Annotated in this window: 15 protein-coding genes; 10 read left to right on the top strand and 5 right to left on the bottom strand. The window is 28.4% G+C overall.

The features are described 5' to 3' along the window. Positions 1 to 68: 68 nt before the first annotated feature. Complete coding sequence (locus IPM32_02880; GenBank protein MBK8944193.1) at positions 69 to 938, top strand: ParA family protein; 870 nt, start codon at positions 69 to 71, stop codon at positions 936 to 938. A 4-nt stretch (positions 939 to 942) separates the two neighbouring features. On the opposite strand, the gene IPM32_02875 is transcribed toward IPM32_02880, so the two are convergent. Further along, the gene (locus tag IPM32_02875) at positions 943 to 1,440 is read right to left on the bottom strand and encodes a response regulator (protein MBK8944192.1); all 498 of its coding nucleotides are present in this window, start codon (positions 1,438 to 1,440) and stop codon (positions 943 to 945) included. 717 nt (positions 1,441 to 2,157) lie between these two features. On the opposite strand from IPM32_02875, the gene IPM32_02870 reads away from it, so the two are divergent. From IPM32_02870 to IPM32_02840, 7 genes are all read left to right on the top strand, one after another. After that, positions 2,158 to 2,376: a hypothetical protein gene (locus tag IPM32_02870; protein MBK8944191.1), complete on the top strand. Its 219-nt coding sequence runs from the start codon at positions 2,158 to 2,160 to the stop codon at positions 2,374 to 2,376. Between the two features lie 58 nt (positions 2,377 to 2,434). Further along, complete coding sequence (locus tag IPM32_02865; protein ID MBK8944190.1) at positions 2,435 to 3,208, top strand: HAMP domain-containing histidine kinase; 774 nt, start codon at positions 2,435 to 2,437, stop codon at positions 3,206 to 3,208. 66 nt (positions 3,209 to 3,274) lie between these two features. Further along, complete coding sequence (locus IPM32_02860) at positions 3,275 to 3,472, top strand: hypothetical protein (protein MBK8944189.1); 198 nt, start codon at positions 3,275 to 3,277, stop codon at positions 3,470 to 3,472. A 125-nt stretch (positions 3,473 to 3,597) separates the two neighbouring features. Continuing rightward, positions 3,598 to 4,023: a transcriptional repressor gene (locus IPM32_02855; protein MBK8944188.1), complete on the top strand. Its 426-nt coding sequence runs from the start codon at positions 3,598 to 3,600 to the stop codon at positions 4,021 to 4,023. 106 nt (positions 4,024 to 4,129) lie between these two features. Next, complete coding sequence (locus IPM32_02850; protein MBK8944187.1) at positions 4,130 to 4,774, top strand: peroxiredoxin; 645 nt, start codon at positions 4,130 to 4,132, stop codon at positions 4,772 to 4,774. 91 nt (positions 4,775 to 4,865) lie between these two features. Further along, positions 4,866 to 5,300 (top strand): DNA starvation/stationary phase protection protein, encoded by a 435-nt coding sequence (locus IPM32_02845; GenBank protein ID MBK8944186.1) that lies wholly within the window; start codon positions 4,866 to 4,868, stop codon positions 5,298 to 5,300. Positions 5,301 to 5,707: 407 nt separating this feature from the next. After that, positions 5,708 to 6,208 carry a hypothetical protein gene (locus tag IPM32_02840; protein ID MBK8944185.1) on the top strand — a complete coding sequence of 167 codons (501 nt, stop codon included), beginning with the start codon at positions 5,708 to 5,710 and terminating at the stop codon, positions 6,206 to 6,208. Positions 6,209 to 6,249: 41 nt separating this feature from the next. Here IPM32_02840 and IPM32_02835 read toward each other — a convergent pair whose 3' ends face one another. Beyond that, the gene (locus IPM32_02835; protein ID MBK8944184.1) at positions 6,250 to 7,056 is read right to left on the bottom strand and encodes a mechanosensitive ion channel; all 807 of its coding nucleotides are present in this window, start codon (positions 7,054 to 7,056) and stop codon (positions 6,250 to 6,252) included. Positions 7,057 to 7,291: 235 nt separating this feature from the next. Between IPM32_02835 and IPM32_02830 the strand changes: the two genes are divergently transcribed. Further along, positions 7,292 to 8,425 carry a Fic family protein gene (locus IPM32_02830; GenBank protein ID MBK8944183.1) on the top strand — a complete coding sequence of 378 codons (1,134 nt, stop codon included), beginning with the start codon at positions 7,292 to 7,294 and terminating at the stop codon, positions 8,423 to 8,425. Between the two features lie 21 nt (positions 8,426 to 8,446). Here the strand turns inward: IPM32_02830 and amrS are convergent, their stop codons facing one another. The 3 genes from amrS to IPM32_02815 are packed head-to-tail and all read right to left on the bottom strand — an operon-like array spanning position 8,447 to position 13,411. Continuing rightward, positions 8,447 to 9,463 (bottom strand): AmmeMemoRadiSam system radical SAM enzyme, encoded by a 1,017-nt coding sequence (gene amrS / locus IPM32_02825; protein ID MBK8944182.1) that lies wholly within the window; start codon positions 9,461 to 9,463, stop codon positions 8,447 to 8,449. A gap of 40 nt (positions 9,464 to 9,503) precedes the next feature. After that, positions 9,504 to 10,934, bottom strand: coding sequence for a pyruvate kinase (gene pyk / locus IPM32_02820; protein MBK8944181.1), 1,431 nt, complete (start codon positions 10,932 to 10,934; stop codon positions 9,504 to 9,506). Further along, positions 10,931 to 13,411 (bottom strand): AAA family ATPase, encoded by a 2,481-nt coding sequence (locus IPM32_02815; GenBank protein MBK8944180.1) that lies wholly within the window; start codon positions 13,409 to 13,411, stop codon positions 10,931 to 10,933. Before IPM32_02815 ends, pyk begins: the two co-directional genes overlap by 4 nt. A gap of 148 nt (positions 13,412 to 13,559) precedes the next feature. On the opposite strand from IPM32_02815, the gene mfd reads away from it, so the two are divergent. Then, on the top strand, positions 13,560 to 16,913 hold the full coding sequence (gene mfd, locus IPM32_02810; protein ID MBK8944179.1) for a transcription-repair coupling factor: 3,354 nt from the start codon (positions 13,560 to 13,562) through the stop codon (positions 16,911 to 16,913). Positions 16,914 to 16,956: the final 43 nt, after the last annotated feature.

The raw sequence follows: 16,956 nt of genomic DNA, 5'->3' as shown, positions 1-16,956 counted from the left end.
TTTATAATATTCTTTTAATTAAAAATTAATTAATCTATTTGATAAAATTCAAGAAAATGAAATAAAATATGAACAATATTGTACTATCTGTGGCTGCTCCAAAAGGGGGAGTAGGAAAAACTACTACAGCAGTCAATATTGCAGTAGCACTTTCACTTCAAAATAAAAAAACATTACTTTTTGATGCAGATCCAAGCGGTTATGCAAGTTCTTCTTTTGGATATGACGAAGATAAAATTTTTGGTAATGTTTTGGATTTATACAAAAAAACAAAATCCGTTAATTCGGTAATTCATAAAACCGAACTTCAACATTTGGAAATTATTCCTTTTGCTAAAATTAATTATGATGAGGAAGTTGTTTTTAACGGATTAACAGCTGATAGAACAGTTCTCAAAACTGCCGTTGATCAAGTAAAACATAAATATGATTATGTAATAATTGATTGCCCACCTTTTCTTTACGGCTCAACAATAAATAGTTTAATTGCTTCCGATTATTTAATAATTCCAGTAAAGTCATCCAAATTTTCTTTAGAAGCTGTTGATAAAATGATGAACTTTGTAAACGAAATTAAAAAATTTGAAAATCCTAAACTTCAAGTGGATGGTTTACTTTTAACTATGTATGAAATAAATACGCGTGCTGCTTTTAATGCAAAAAAAGAATTATTTGAAAAGTATCCGAATTTAGTTTTTAAAACTACAATTCCTAAGAATACCGAAGTAGCCGAATCAACATTTTATAATAAACCGATTATTTTATTTAATGAAGAATCCAAAGCTTCAAAATCTTATATTAAATTAGCTGAAGAATTAATTGAAAAACACGAAACTCTTCATTTAATGGGAATTGCAGGATTTGATCATTTGGATTTTTTGGATGATCATATCCATGAAAATGGAAGTGAAAATCAGCAAATTTCTACTTTTAACTAAAACTTTAATTAAGAAAAATTCTTCTATCAATTAAAGAAGTTTCAGAATTTAATTTCTTAAGAGTTTTATTTTGTCTTTCTAATAATGTAACTCTCGATTCAAGATTTTTCAAACTTAGAGAAAGATCTTTATTTCTTTCATTCATAACTTTAGCAATTTTTTCCATTGTAGTTTCAATGTTAAAAGGTTTTAAGATATAATCCTTAACGCCTAAAGCTAAAATTTTGTTTAATGAGGTTTTTTCATTTACTGCGGAGATTACAATTACCGGAATATTTCTGTGCATTTTCCTTTGTCGTAATTCTTTAAGAAAATCATAACCATCCATATTGGGCATCATATAATCAAGAAGTATAAAATCTGGTTTACTGATAGGAACAAGTTTTAAAGCTTCAATTCCATCTTTTGCAGTATAAACATTGCAGTAAAATTTTCTTTTAAGAATATTCTTAAGTAAAATTTGAGTTCCGCTATTGTCTTCTACTAATAATACGTTAAACATTTTATACTCCGCAATAATAAAATTTAATAAATTCTTAATCCTATTTCAAAAATTGGAAGCGAAAATTAATCAAAATAATTTATCCTTTTATATCAAATAAAATCAAAAAAATAATTTTGATTATTTGCCTCAATCTTTATTTGAAAATAATAGAAAAACGAAATGCTGTATTGTGTTTCAGCACACATTGAAGAAGTAAAAATTAAATTTCTATGTGTTAGATTAATGCAGTGGCTTTAATAGATTAAAATATTATAATAAAAAAAATATATCTACAATAAAATCTGAAATTTTATTTTAGTAAAAATGAAAATTCATAATCTAACAAAAATCTATTTTTACCAAACATAAAATTTTAATGTAACCCCTTTTTTCTTTGTTATCTGTCTTCTATTTCTTTTGTTGGAAATTCAATTCACTTACAAAAATTGTATTTCAAATTGAGTCATTATGATTTAGAAATCTCAAAAATTTTTTATTAAAATGGACAAAAAGTATGTTTTATTACGTAAACATAAATTGACAAACTTCAATTTTATGCTAAATTTTAAATATTTATTGATAAAAAACATTCAAAAATTACCACGATTTCGAAAAGATTTCAGGTAAAAAATTAAGATTCCTTGGTATAGTTATTGCAAGAAATTCAGCCAATATGATAATTAACAAACTAATAAAACCGGCAAGTTTCATAGTTAACAAAGGGGAGTATTAATAATGGAGCTATCTTACGAAACTTCTTTATCTGCTTATATTTTATTGCAAGAAGTAGAGAAGGAACTTAACATCAAAGAAACACCAGAAGAGAGTAGAAGAAACGGCAATTTCAAAAAAATTCTCATGAGGTGTAATAAAGTAATTGAAAAAAGATACACAAACGAAGAGCAGCAAATAAAATTAAAAACTTATATAGAAAATATTTTTTTCCAAAGTTAAACATAACTAAAAAAGGCAATGTCTAATTGAAAAAACAAAACTTGAAAGCAAATTAATTATGGATAGTTATTTTAATAATTTTACGAATATTAAAAATTTGGAAAATTCGCATTCAAATTTTACATCTGGAATTCCGGCTTCAAAGGAAAATAACGAATTCTTTTCAATTATTTCTCATAATATTAAAAATCCGTTTACAACATTGTTAGGGTTTTCCGATTTGCTTTTTGAAGATTATGAACAACTTGATGATGAAGAACGGAAATTTTACTTAAACGAAATTATAAAATCCGCACATTTCACAAATAAATATTTGGAAAGATTTTTTGAGTGGATTTACTACAAAACTGGAAAAGTAAAAATTGAAATTGTTGATTTGAATTTGAATGAACAAATTAAAAGTTCAATTCAGTTAATTTCTAGAAAATTTCAAAATAATAATATTAAGTTTAATTACAATTCTCAGATTTTTGTTAAAGCAGATACAGAATCTCTCAATAAAACTATTTATTACATTTTGGAAAATTCAATTTTACATTCCGGAAGCAATGAAAATATTTTAATAAATTGTGAAATTGATGAATTGAACGAAATTACAAATATTAAAATTAAGGATTTTGGAATCGGAATTTCAGAAGAGCAAATGTCAAAGATTTTCAAAGTTAATGAAGATATTACTTTAAATTCAGCAAATAGAATAAAAGGTACCGGTTTGGGATTAATTTTAGCTGATTTATTAGTAAAAATTAATAATGGAAATATTTCGTTAAAAAGTAAATTAAATGAAGGTGTAGAAGCAATTATTTCACTTCCGCTTTCAAAAGTAATTTAATTTTTTCAGAAAATGTCGATAATCAATTTACGGTTGTTCTGAAAAATTATTAACTCAGGAGACTTAATGACCAACATCACTCTTGAAGAAGCAAACAGAATTGCCTCTAAATATTTTAAGTTGTTAATTGATCGTCATACTGCACAAGGTTTTTCCGCGCAAATTGTGGAAAAAAAGGAAGATAAAAGTGCATCAAACTTTTATTTGGAGTTTTGTAATGCGGAAAAATTAAGGAAAAGCTACAAAATTGTAGCAACACAATAACAACTTCATATTTAAATTCGAAAGGGTAAAAGAAATTTTACCCTTTTTTATTTTAGCAATCTTGATATCACATCGCAAATTTTATATATTATCTAATAAAAATTATCAACTAAGAATAATTTCAAATGGAAACACAAGAAAAAATAAATTCATTTATTGATAAATGTAGAACTAATGCATTAAGTGTTACTCCCCAAAGATTGGCAATTTACAAAGCATTAATAAATGATAAAAGCCACCCAAAACCGGAAACTGTGCACAAAAATATTTTAGGTGAATTTCCAACAATTTCTCTCGCAACAGTTTATAAAACTTTGGAGACTTTTGAGCAAAAAGGAATTATTTCTGTTGTTACACCTTTGCATGAAACAGTTCGTTATGAAGCAGAAATTGAAAATCATCATCATGTTGTTTGCGTAAAATGTAAAAAAATTATTGATGTTTCTGATCCGGAATTAAATAATCTCAAATTACCGGATATTGTATCTGAACATAGTTTTATTAATTATAATATTCAATTTAATATTATTTGCAGCGATTGCAGAAATTAGAGAATCAATAATAATTATTATCTAATAATAATTTGAATCCTTTTAGAAATTTCTTCATCATATAGTTAAAATTAATTTAATCACTTGCAAAATAAGGAGTTACAAAATGGAAGAAACACAAGTATTTAGTTTGCCAAGACTTAATGAACCAGCACCGGATTTTAATGCAAAAACAACTCACGGAATGATAAAATTATCAGATTTAAAAGGAAAATGGGTTGTACTATTTTCACATCCCGCAGATTTTACACCGGTTTGTACAACGGAATTTTTGGCTTTCGCACGAAAAAATGAAGATTTCAAAAAATTAAACACACAAGTAATTGGTTTAAGTATTGATAGCATTTACTCACATTTGGCTTGGGTAAAAAATATTAAAGACAATTTTGATGTAGAAATTCCTTTCCCTATTATTGACGATTTAAATATGAAAGTTGCAAAAGCTTATGGAATGATTCATCCCGGAGCTTCCGATACTTCGGCAGTTCGTGCAGTATTTATAATTGATGCAGAAGGAATTTTGAGATCGATGATATATTATCCTTTAACTAACGGAAGAAGTATTGATGAAATTTTTAGAATTGTTGAAGCTTTGCAGACAAGTCAGAAATTTGGAGTTGCAACCCCGGAAAATTGGAAACCGGGAGAAAAAGTAATTGTTCCTCCACCCCAAACACAAGAAGCTCAAGCAAAACGTAAAGACGAAGGTTACGAATACACAGATTGGTATTTCAGTAAAAAATCTTTGTAAAAATTTATGCCATATTGAAAAATGTGGTATTTTTTTAATTAAATATAATAATTATTATTATCTAAAATAAATTATTTGAAAGGAAAATGTAATGAAAGAATTAGTAAAACAACTCAATCAAAATTTGGCAGATGTTCAAGTTTTGTATGTAAAACTTCACAATTATCATTGGAATGTTAAAGGTCCGCACTTTTTTGGAATTCACAAACAAACCGAAGAATATTATGATTATTTTGCCGGTGTTTATGATGATGTTGCAGAAAGAATTTTACAAATTGGCGGAAAACCATTAACAACTTTAAAAGGTTATTTAGAAATAGCAAAAATTACTGAAGAAAATAAATCAGAATTTTCTGCAAATGAAGTAATAAATATCTTAATAAATGATTTTGAATATTTAAAAAGCGAGTTTAAGAAAACTTCAGACATTGCCGCTAGCAAAAATGATTTAACGACTCAAGCTTTAGTTGATGAAAATGTTGCTTGGTTAGAAAAATCTTTGTGGATGTTAAACGCAAGTAAGTAAAAACGTGAAAACGTAAAACGAAAAAAGTGAGACTAGGAAAATAAAAACAATATTGATCTTTGTTTTCATTTTAAAAAACTTTAAAAAGATGCCATCTTTTTAAAAGATGGCATCTTTGAATTATAGTTATGGAAATTGAAATAACATTTTAAAGAAAAATCCTTTTTCCCCCGAAACATTTTATGGACTGACAAACATTTTGTCATCTTGAAAAAGTGATCCGTTTGCTAACGGAGACTGAGAGATCTCAGAATTAATTTATGAAATCTCTCTTCCGGTAAAAATCATCGGAAATGACAAATATTGGCTTTTTTAATTTTTTTCATTTCAACATCTCAACATTTTCTAACTTTTTCCATTCTATATTAATTTTGATATATTTAAACCGTAAATACAAAAGGTGTAAAATGGATTCAGTTTTAGGAAAAATTGGTCAAAAAGAAATTATAAAAAGTTCTGTGTTTGATATAATGGCATTAGCGTTTATCTATTTGGTGCCGGCACTTTCTCACTTAACAGCTTTGCCCATCTACTTTATTGAGCCAATGCGGTTGATGTTAATTTTATCAATTGCTCATACTTCAAAAAAGAATGCTTACATAATTGCTTCAACTTTACCTATTTTCTCTTTTGTAATTTCTGCTCATCCGCATTTAATTAAAACATTTTTAATTACCGGCGAATTATTACTAAATGTTTGGCTTTTCTTTTTCTTAACAGAAAAAATTAAAAATAAATTTGCATCAATGATTTTAAGTATCGGATTAAGTAAAATGGCATATTATGCAGTAAAATTTGGATTGCTAAGTTTGTTATTTATTGATGGAAGTTTAATTTCAACACCGATATTAATTCAAATAGTTACAACTTTTATTTTTAGCGGATATGTTTTTTTGATGAAAAAATAGAATATAAATTTTACTTTTTCTAAAAATCAATTTTCAAAAAATCATTTATTGTGCAAATGTATATCCCTTTGCGGAAATGGAATTTCGATATTATTTGCATCAAATTGTAACTTAATATTTTCAGTAACTTCAGAAAGAACATCCCAATAATCATCTGTTTTACACCAAGGTCTAACTGCAATATTTACACTACTTTCAGCTAAAGCTTTAACAAAAATATCCGGCTTTGGTTCTTTTAAAACTTTTGGATTGTTGCTTAAAATTTCATCAATAATATTCTTAGCTTTTTTAATATCTGATTTGTAACCAATTCCGAAAACCATATCAACTCTGCGAGTTTCATTAAAAGTGAAATTTACAATATTATCCGAAGTTAATTTTGAGTTTGGAACAAATAGTAATTTGTTATCTATTGAAATTAATTTTGTAACAAAAATTCCAATTTCTTTCACAGTTCCTTCACCGCCGCCGCCTTGAATATAATCGCCGACTTTAATTGGTCGAAATATAATTAACATAATTCCAGATGCTAAATTGGAAAGTGAACCTTGTAATGCCAAACCGACTGCAAGTCCCGCAGCACCAAGCACTGCAACAAACGATGTAGTTTCAATTCCTAATTTATTTACGGCGGCAATAGCAACAAAAGTTATTAAAATAATTCTAACTAAAGAAGTAAAGAATTTTAGTAAAGTTATATCAACATTTGATTTAGCTAAAAATTTATTGAATATTTTCGAAATTATTTTCGCAAGCCAAATCCCAATTATTAGAATTAAAATTGCGCTTAAAATTTTAAATCCATATTCAACCGAGTATTTTTCTAGTATAGATAAAATGTTTTTCATTCTTTAAATATTTGTTTATTGATAAATATAAAGATAGTAAATGAATCTAAAAATTGTAATACGTTGGTTAATTAAAAAACTCCATCAATTTTGTTTCCACAATTTTTACATTTTCAAAATACATAATCAAATATTATTTTTATTCTAAAAATATCTTGCAACTTGGAATATAAAATTTTATCTTCCAAGTTAAGATTACAAATTAAAATATAATTATTTATATTATAGTAAAAATATGGATATAAAGAATTTCAAAGCCGGAAATTTAAAGAAACAATACGAATACTTTAGTTTTTCCCCGAATTTTGTGAATAAAGAATGGATAATCTCGGATCCGGAGATAAATAGCTTATTAGGAGAAGCAAATAGAAAAATTGGAGAATTAAACGCATTTTCTCAACTTATCCCAGATGTTGATTTTTTTATTATGATGCATATTACAAAAGAAGCAACAAAATCCAGTAAAATAGAAGGCACACAAACCAGTATTGAAGAAGCTTTTATAAAAGAAGAAAATATAAAGCCAGAAAGGCGTAATGATTATAAAGAAGTACAGAACTATGTATCAGCAATGAATTATGCAATTAAGGAACTAATAAAACTTCCACTTTCAAATAGATTGCTAAGAAAAAGTCATGAAATACTTTTAACAAGTGTTCGAGGTGAAAAGAAAACACCGGGAGAATTTAGAAGAAGTCAAAATTGGATTGGAGCAACTCTTAAAGATGCAATATTTATTCCCCCAACTGCCGAGGAAGTTCCAGAACTAATGAGCGATTTAGAAAAGTTTTTAAACAATAATTCTATTAATGTTCCACATTTAATAAAAATTGCCATTGGTCACTATCAGTTTGAAACAATTCATCCTTTTTTGGATGGTAATGGAAGACTTGGAAGACTTTTAATAACATTATATTTGGTAAGTAATAATATTTTATTAAAACCAACTTTATACTTATCAGATTTTTTCGAAAAAAATAAAGCTTACTATTATGACAATCTAACAATTGCTAGAACCAATAATAATATTTCACAATGGATAAAGTTTTTCTTAGCTGGTGTTATTGAAACGTCAAAAAGTTCTATTGCTACGTTTAATAATATAATTAAGCTTAAACAAAAATTAGAAAATGAAGTTTTATTAAAAATGGGGAAAAAGCAAATTAAAGCAAAAATACTTTTAGATGAATTATATAAAAATCCAATAGTTGATAGTTTAAAAGTTATTAATGTGCTTAAAGTTACTCCTACAACAGCAAATAATTTAATAAAAGAATTTGAAAAATTTGGTGTATTGGTAGAATTAACCGGTTTTAAAAGAAATCGTCTTTATATTTTTGATGAATATGTTAAGATATTTCAAAAATAATTTTTTTGAAACGAAATTAGTTTAATTAAAAACTCCATCAATTTTGTTTCCACAATTTTTACATTTTCCATTTTGCATATTAATTTCTAAAACCGAATGCCAATCTCTAATTATTAACGACTCTTTACAATTTGGGCAATATGTTGTTTGTCCTTCTATATTATGTACATTTCCGACGTAGCAAAAATTAATTCCTTCATTAATTGCAATATTTCTTGCCATTTCTAAAGTAGAAAATGGGGTTCTAATTTTATTTCTCATTTTAAAATCCGGATGAAATGCCGTAAAATGAAGCGGAACATTTTCACCTAAATTTGTAACAATCCAATTGCACATTTTATTAATTTCTTCCGGCGAATCATTTTCATCCGGAATTAATAAAGTAGTAATTTCTAACCAAACATCAGTTTCGTTTTTAATCCAAATTAAAGTATCTAAAATATCATTCAAATGAGAGAAAGTTAATTTATGATAAAAAGTTTCAGTAAATGCTTTTAAATCAACATTTGCAGCATCAATAAATTTATAAACTTCTTTGCGTGCGTTTTTATCAATGTATCCAGCGGTTACCATTACATTTTTAATATTTTCCTGACGAGCAATTCTGGAAATATCAATTACATATTCACCAAAAATTGTCGGATCATTATATGTATAAGCAATTGATGGAGTTTTATATTTTTTTGCAAGATTAACAACTTCTTCCGGAGTTGCCGAAAGTGAATTTATTTCATCTAATTTTGATTTACTGATTGACCAATTTTGACAAAACTTGCAGCCCAAATTACAGCCGGCAGTTCCAAAACTCAAAACTTTTGTTCTGGGTAAAAAATGTGAAAGTGGTTTTTTTTCAATTGGATCAATTGCAAATCCGGTTGGTCTTCCGTAACCAATAGAATAAAGCTTATTATCAATATTTTCCCTTATGTAGCAAAAACCTTTTTGCCCATTTCCAATTGTGCAGTAGCGCGGACATAGTGTGCAGAGTATTTTTCCGTTAGATTGAAGCTCCCACCATTTTGCTAATTTAAATTCCATTTCTTACTTTTTCTTTTATTACTAAAGTAAGATTATATTATTAATCTACAACTAAAAATCGCACCCAATTTTTTCTGTTTATTTCATCAATCGGAGCTCCGGCTGTAAAAACAACAACATCGCCGGTTGTAACTATTTCATCTTTTATCAAAATTTCCAATGCACTTTTGATATAAAAATCTTCATTCATTATATCTTTTAAAAAGTAGGGTTTTATACCTTTATGTAGATTCAAGTGGTTAAGCGTGTCAAAAGAATCCGAGAAAGCGAAAATATGTGCATCAGGATTATATTTTGAAAGTATGTTTGCCTTTCGACCTTGATGTGTAAATACCACCAGCGCTTTTGCATTTACTTGATTTGCAATTTCAACAAAAGCTTTTCCCGTTGCATCAAAAATATTATCAGCTTTATTCCTGGGATTCTCGAACTTAACTTTTGTCTTAAATTGACTTTGAGATTCTGTTGACATTAAAATGCTTTTCATCGTTTTAATTGTTTGTCGCGGATATTTACCAACAGCTGTTTCGCCACTAAGCATTACTACATCTGTTCCATCCAAAACTGCATTCGCAACATCGGAGGCTTCTGCTCTTGTGGGAATTGGATTTGTAATCATTGATTCCAACATTTGAGTTGCAGTAATTACAAGTTTGCCAACTGAATTACATCTTCCAATAATATTTTTCTGAATTATCGGAACCAACTGCGGAGCTAATTCAACACCAAGATCACCTCTTGCAACCATAATTCCATCAGAAGCTTCAAGTATTGCTTCAAAATTTTCTACAGCTTCCGGTTTTTCAATTTTTGCAATAATTGGTTTATTGTAACCTTTGCTTTTCATCCAATTTTTTAGTTCATAAATATCTTCTGCATATCTCACAAATGATAAAGCAACATAATCTACTCTGTGTTTGAATGCAAACTCCATATTTTTTTTATCTGTTTCTGTAAAAGATGGTGTGCTTAAAACCATTCCCGGTAAATTCATTCCTTTTTTGGGTTTGAGTTTTCCACCTTCAAGAATTTTGCAGACTACCGACCTTTCTTTTTTACTGATAACTTCCAACTTTATTAATCCATCATCAATTAAGATTTGATTACCAATCTTTGCATCAACAATTAATTCTTGATATGATGATGAAACGATATTTTCATTTCCTAAGATAGTATCAATTGTGATTTCAATATTATTACCGGTTAGAATTTCAATTTCATCTTTTTCCAAATTGCCGATTCTAATTTTAGGTCCTTGCAAATCTTGAAGAATCGGAATTGGCATTTTGCTTGTTTCGCATACTTCATGAATTTTGTTAAATAAATCCGTAAAATAATTTTCATCTCCATGAGAGAAATTCATTCTAAACGCATTAACTCCTTCATCAATAAGTCCAAGAAGCATTTCTTTACTGTCAGATGCTGGACCAATTGTTGCTAAAATTTTTGTTTTTACAAATCTAGTATTCAATTTATCCCTTTTACTTTAGATGTGTTAGTTCCATTATTTTCTTTCTCTTTTTGATTTTGTTGCTGCGGACGAGTTCTGTGTTTCATTTCAGTTAAACATTTTTCAACTTTACCAAAAACAGTATTAGATTGATATTTTCCGTTCTTCATTTGCTTTCCGGCTTTAACTCCGGTTAGTAATTCAATTGCTTCTTCAACAGTTTGAATTGAATAAATTGAAAAATTTTTATTTCTAACTTCATCAATAATTTCATCTTTCAACATAAGATCTTTTACGTTTTGATGAGGAATTATTACTCCGTGAGTTTTATCTAAACCTCTCGATTTGCAAACATCAAAATAGCCTTCAATTTTTTCATTAACTCCACCAATTGGCTGAATATCACCTTTTTGATTTATTGATCCGGTAATTGCAAAATTTTGTTTAATAGGAATTTCGGCAATGCTGGAAAGAAGGGCACAAACTTCAGTAACCGAAGCGCTGTCTCCGTCAATCATTCCGTAGCCTTGTTCAAAGACCAAACTTGCAGTAAATGAAAGCGGTAAACGTTTTCCAAATTTTTCTCTAAAATACCCGGTGATTATTAAAACACCTTTATTATGTGTACTTCCGCTAAGCCCAGCTTCGCGTTCAACATTTATAATATTTCCGTTTCCAAGTCCGACTGATGCAGTAATTCGTGTAGGCTTTCCGAATGAAAAATAACTTCCGCCGTAAACTGCAAGCCCGTTTATTTGTCCAACTCTTGAGCCATGTGTATCAATCAAAATAGTCTTTTGGTCAATCATTTCTTTCATTTTGGAATCGTACATTGCATGCCGTTCAACGGAAGAATCATACGCTTTTAAAATGTGAATTGAAGTTACAATTTTTTCTCCAACATCTTTTGCCCAAAAATTTGCTTCACGAGCAAGATCAGCAATATATGCGAATCTTGTTGTTAATTTTGTTTGATCTCCGGCATATCTTGCACCGTATTCAATAATTTTTCCAATTGCAGATTTATCAAACTCCAATAATTTTTCTTGCGTAACAAGTTTTTTTACAACTTTAGCATATTCAATCAAAGCACTTTCTGTACGATTCATTTCATAATCAAACTCGGCTTTAATTTTGAAAACTTTATTAAAATCATCTTCATAATTTGAAAGTAGAGAATAAGAATAATTATTTCCTATCATTATAACTTTGCAATTTATTTCAATTGGTTCTGGATTTAAAGTGCTTGAAGTAATTTGATACACGCTTGATAAATCTTGAATTTCTAATTTTCCGTATAGCAAAACACGTTTTAAGGTTTTCCAAACTCCCGGTTCTTGAATTGCATCAATTGCATTAATTACTAAATAACCTCCGTTAGCTCTAAGTATTGAACCGGATTTAATATTTGTAAAATCTGATTGCCAAACTCCCGAGCCGTCATTTACTTTTTCAATTGCACCAAACAAATTATTGTAAGTTGGAGAAGTTTCTATTACAACGGGAATTTCTTTTACATTAGAATTATCAAGAATTAAGTTTACTTGGTAAGCCAATAAATTTTCTGCATTTTCAACTTCACTATTATTTTTTTGTTGAGGTGGAATTTTGAAAATATCTAAATCTTCTAAAATATTTTCCGTTACTTTGGCAAAATATTTTTGTGCTTTTTTCGATTTATATTTTTCACGCAATTCATCAAAAGTTGCGGAAATTAAATTCTTCACAGCGTTAGATTCAAGTTCACTTAATTGAGTTTGAAAATTTTGAGTGAGTTTTAAACTTTCCTTAAATACAATGTACAACTCATCTTGATGTGCTGTATACTTTTTTACAATTTGCTGAGCTTCTTTCTGACTAATTTTATTAGCTTGCACAAGTTCGCTAAGTTGCTGAACATAAACTGGTTGATTTTCAATTACTGCAAATATTTCCGGACGTGTTACTTCTTCAACTTTAATTTGGCCGAGTGTTAGATTATCTTTTCTTAATTTCTTTTCAAAATTGCTAACTAAAGTTTGTTGAGATTTTCCATAATCGGTTGCCAATTTTTTTCTTTCTGATAAAAATGGCTCGCGTTCTAAAATCTGCGGAATATTATCATGAAGAAGTTTAATAGATTTTTTCATATCATTTTTAAACATTCTTCCTTGTCCAGCTGGAAAAATCAGTAAAGTTGGATGATCAGAATCTCTAAAATTATTTACATAAACGTAATCGTTTAATTTTACATTTTTTTTTGGCAGAAATTCTTTTAATAAATTTTTTATAGTTGTCTGTTTGCCCGTTCCTGAAAGACCGGTAATAAAAATATTATATCCGGGACTTTCAATATCGATTCCAATTTTTAAAGCTTTAATTGCTCTTGCTTGGCCCACAATTCCTTCAATTGGAGTAATGCTGTCGGTTGTATCAAATTTAAAACAATTAGGATCGCAAGTTAATTTAAGCTGTTCTGGATTTAATGGTTGGTATTTTGGTGCCTTGTGAAGTTTCATAAATATGCCAACAATAAATGAATAATTTATTTATTAAAATATAACCAAAAAGTTTATTTCAATTTATAGTAAATTTGATTTGCTAAAATTTCCAATTAATCAATTCCCGCATTTATTTGTGAGGAAGGGTAAATTCCATTTAAACATTATGACAGAAAATTTTTTATCAGAATTATCCGAATTAAATATTTTTAGAAATTTCATTTCAGAAATTCACCGGAAAAAAGAAAATCAAAATATCATTTATACTTCACCTCTATCCGGCTCATCAAAATCAATCGCAATTTCTCTGCTAAGTAAAAAAGAAAAACAGATTCTTGTTCTTTTACCTTCGCGGCAATTGGTTAATGAAGTAAATGTTGAATTAACAATTTTAGGATTATCCGAAAAAATTATTGCTATTGATGAAATTGAAATAGAAACCATTCAAGAAAAATTAACTGCAATAAAAAATAAAGATTCATTTTTAATAATTGCCACCTATGATATTCTGAAAATAAAACTTCCTTCAATAGAAATAATAGAAAAAAGTACAACCAAAATAGAAATCGGTTCTGAAATTACATACGATGAATTAGTAGAATATTTAAATTCAATAAATTACAACAGCGAAAAAGCTGTTGTTGATCCCGGAAGTTTTTCTGTTAGAGGATCAATAATTGATTTTTGGTCATACAGTGAAGAACATCCGTGTAGACTTGAGTATGATGGAGATTTTTTAGAATCAATAAGATTGTTTGATCCGGAAAGTCAACGTTCATCAAATAAAGTTGAAAGCATTACGCTAGCTTCATTTTTAGATAATCAAAATTCATCATATACTAATAATATTTTTAATTATCTAAACTCGCCAATAGTATTTGCAAATATTTATGATTTGGAAAATTTAAATAATGAAGAGAAAGAGAAAAATGAAATATACGAGAATGATTTAGATGAAGAATTAAAATCGGAACTGCTTGAAAATAACAAATCACAAATTGTAAAATATGATTTCAATTATGATGAGCAAATTTCTCTGGAAAAATTATTTGATGAAAAAGTTTTTTGGATTGTTGAAGATTTATTTGGTAGCAAAGAAAATAATATTAAATTAAAATTAAAACATGCACCGGTTATAAATTCAAATTTTACTTTGTTGTTTAAAACACTTCAAGATTTTGCTGATCAGAATTATAAAATATTCATAACAGCAGAAAATGAAATTCAAGGAAGAAGATTGTTTGAGCTTTTATCAAGTTTCAACGAAGAGCTGAAACGCTTGCTGGAATTGGAAATTGTTAAAATTAAAGTGTTTGCAATTAAAGAGGGATTTCTAATATCCGATGAAAGAATTTTAATTTTAACGGATTACGAAACATTTAATAAACCATACCGAACAAAAATTTCTAAGAAACAAATACTTAAAAAATCGCGGATAAAAGAATTTGCATCATTAAAAATTGGTGATTTTATTGTTCATGAAAATTTTGGAATTGGGAAATACGTCGGATTAGAAACGATAAAAATCGGTATGGTAGAACAAGAAACAATAAAAATATTATATGCAGAAGGTGGAGTAGTTTATTTAAATATGAATTATTTATCGCTGGTAAAAAAATATTCTTCCGGTGATAAAATTCCTCCTAAGCTTACTACACTTGGAAGTGGTGAGTGGCGCGCAACAAAGAAAAAAGTAAAAACAAAAATTAAAGAAGCTGCAAGAGATTTAATAAAATTATATGCACAAAGAAAAGCTGCACAAGGTTTTGCTTTTTCAAGTGATACAGTTTGGCAAAGAGAATTGGAAGCATCATTTTTATATGAGCCAACTCCGGATCAAGCAAAAGTTACAGACGAAGTAAAATATGATATGGAGCAAGAAAATCCGATGGATCGACTCGTTTGCGGTGATGTGGGATTTGGTAAAACCGAAGTTGCAATTCGTGCAGCATTTAAAGCTGTTAGCGATGGAAAACAAGTTGGAATGTTGGTTCCCACAACAATTTTAGCAGAGCAACACTATAATACTTTTAAAGATCGGCTTTCACAATTTCCGGTTAAAGTAGCAGTACTTTCAAGGTTTGCAAGTAAAACAAAACAAACAGAAATTATTAAAGAACTTGCTGAAGGAAAAGTTGATATTGTAATTGGCACACACCGGCTTTTATCAAAAGATATTAAATTCAACAATTTGGGATTATTGATAATTGATGAAGAACATCGTTTTGGTGTAATGGCAAAAGAGAAGCTTCGTCAAATTAGAGTTAATGTTGATACTCTAACTTTAACCGCAACACCAATTCCCAGAACATTAAATTTATCTTTGCTTGGAGCACGCGATTTATCAATAATTGCAACGCCTCCGCCAAATCGCCAACCAATTTATACTAAAGTAGAAACCTTTGATATAGTAAAAATTAGAGAATGGATTTTGGACGAATTAAAAAGAAAAGGTCAAATTTATTTTGTTCACGATCGTGTTCAATCGATTGAAAAAATTGCGCAGTATTTACACAAGCATATTCCACAAATAAAAATTTTAGTTGCACACGGGCAATTAAAACCGGCTCAGCTTGAGAGTGTAATTTACAGCTTTATGAATAAAGAAGCTGATGTTTTAATTTCTACAAAAATAATTGAAAGCGGATTGGACATTCCAAATGTAAATACAATTATAATAAATCGTGCAGATAGATTTGGTTTGGCAGAACTTCATCAATTGCGCGGAAGAGTTGGAAGATCAGACCGACAAGCATATAGTTATTTTCTAGTTCCGTCTTTAAATACTTTAAATCAAAAAGCAGTAAGAAGATTGCAAGCTATTGAAGAATCAACAGAACTTGGCGGCGGATTTAATTTGGCAATGCGTGATTTAGAAATTCGTGGGGCTGGAAATTTATTGGGAACTGAGCAATCCGGAACAATTGATACAGTTGGTTTTGATTTGTATGTGAAATTACTTGATGAAGCTGTTTCAGAATTAAAAGAAAATGAATTTAAAGATGTTTTCAAAAATCTTCCTAAACATCAGCAAAGATCGGAGCCAACTATCGATACATATTTTGAAATCGGAATTCCGAAATCATTTATGCCGGATCAGTCAGATAGACTAAGTTTTTATCAAGCGTTGTTTTCTATGATTAAAATTGATGAACTTGATGAAATTAAAGATGAACTTCAAGATAAATTTGGAAAATTTCCGGTAATTGTTGAAAGATTAATTTTGACTGCAATTTTAAGATTCTATGCTTCATTCGCTCAGTTTGAAAGAATTATAATTACCCGAAAAAAAGTAACCATGATTTTACCCAAAGGTGATAACGAAGATTTTTATAAAAATAAATTTACAACTTTAATGGAATTCATAGTTTCCGAATACACGAAATCAATAAAGTTAGTTCAAAATAATGATGCTATGAAATTGGAAATGGAAAATAATTTTAATACTGCAGAAGAAATGTTAACATCAATAATTTCATTTATGAAAAAGTTGATGCTTATTTATAAAATTGATATCTAAAACCGAACTTAAAAATGTAAAATTCGTCTTAAGTAAAAAGTTA

The sequence above is a fragment of the Ignavibacteriota bacterium genome, assembly GCA_016716225.1.
In the GTDB taxonomy this organism is placed as follows: domain Bacteria; phylum Bacteroidota; class Ignavibacteria; order Ignavibacteriales; family Melioribacteraceae.
This window is presented reverse-complemented; position numbering and strand designations above follow the sequence as displayed.

Excerpts from the sequence above, each read along its gene's own strand:
- IPM32_02880 (MBK8944193.1), top strand. The coding sequence starts at position 69 with ATGAACAATATTGTACTATCTGTGGCTGCTCCAAAAGGGGGAGTAGGA.
- IPM32_02875 (MBK8944192.1), bottom strand. The coding sequence starts at position 1,440 with ATGTTTAACGTATTATTAGTAGAAGACAATAGCGGAACTCAAATTTTA.
- IPM32_02870 (MBK8944191.1), top strand. The coding sequence starts at position 2,158 with ATGGAGCTATCTTACGAAACTTCTTTATCTGCTTATATTTTATTGCAA.
- IPM32_02865 (MBK8944190.1), top strand. The coding sequence starts at position 2,435 with ATGGATAGTTATTTTAATAATTTTACGAATATTAAAAATTTGGAAAAT.
- IPM32_02860 (MBK8944189.1), top strand. The coding sequence starts at position 3,275 with ATGACCAACATCACTCTTGAAGAAGCAAACAGAATTGCCTCTAAATAT.
- IPM32_02855 (MBK8944188.1), top strand. The coding sequence starts at position 3,598 with ATGGAAACACAAGAAAAAATAAATTCATTTATTGATAAATGTAGAACT.
- IPM32_02850 (MBK8944187.1), top strand. The coding sequence starts at position 4,130 with ATGGAAGAAACACAAGTATTTAGTTTGCCAAGACTTAATGAACCAGCA.
- IPM32_02845 (MBK8944186.1), top strand. The coding sequence starts at position 4,866 with ATGAAAGAATTAGTAAAACAACTCAATCAAAATTTGGCAGATGTTCAA.
- IPM32_02840 (MBK8944185.1), top strand. The coding sequence starts at position 5,708 with ATGGATTCAGTTTTAGGAAAAATTGGTCAAAAAGAAATTATAAAAAGT.
- IPM32_02835 (MBK8944184.1), bottom strand. The coding sequence starts at position 7,056 with ATGAAAAACATTTTATCTATACTAGAAAAATACTCGGTTGAATATGGA.
- IPM32_02830 (MBK8944183.1), top strand. The coding sequence starts at position 7,292 with ATGGATATAAAGAATTTCAAAGCCGGAAATTTAAAGAAACAATACGAA.
- amrS (MBK8944182.1), bottom strand. The coding sequence starts at position 9,463 with ATGGAATTTAAATTAGCAAAATGGTGGGAGCTTCAATCTAACGGAAAA.
- IPM32_02815 (MBK8944180.1), bottom strand. The coding sequence starts at position 13,411 with ATGAAACTTCACAAGGCACCAAAATACCAACCATTAAATCCAGAACAG.
- mfd (MBK8944179.1), top strand. The coding sequence starts at position 13,560 with ATGACAGAAAATTTTTTATCAGAATTATCCGAATTAAATATTTTTAGA.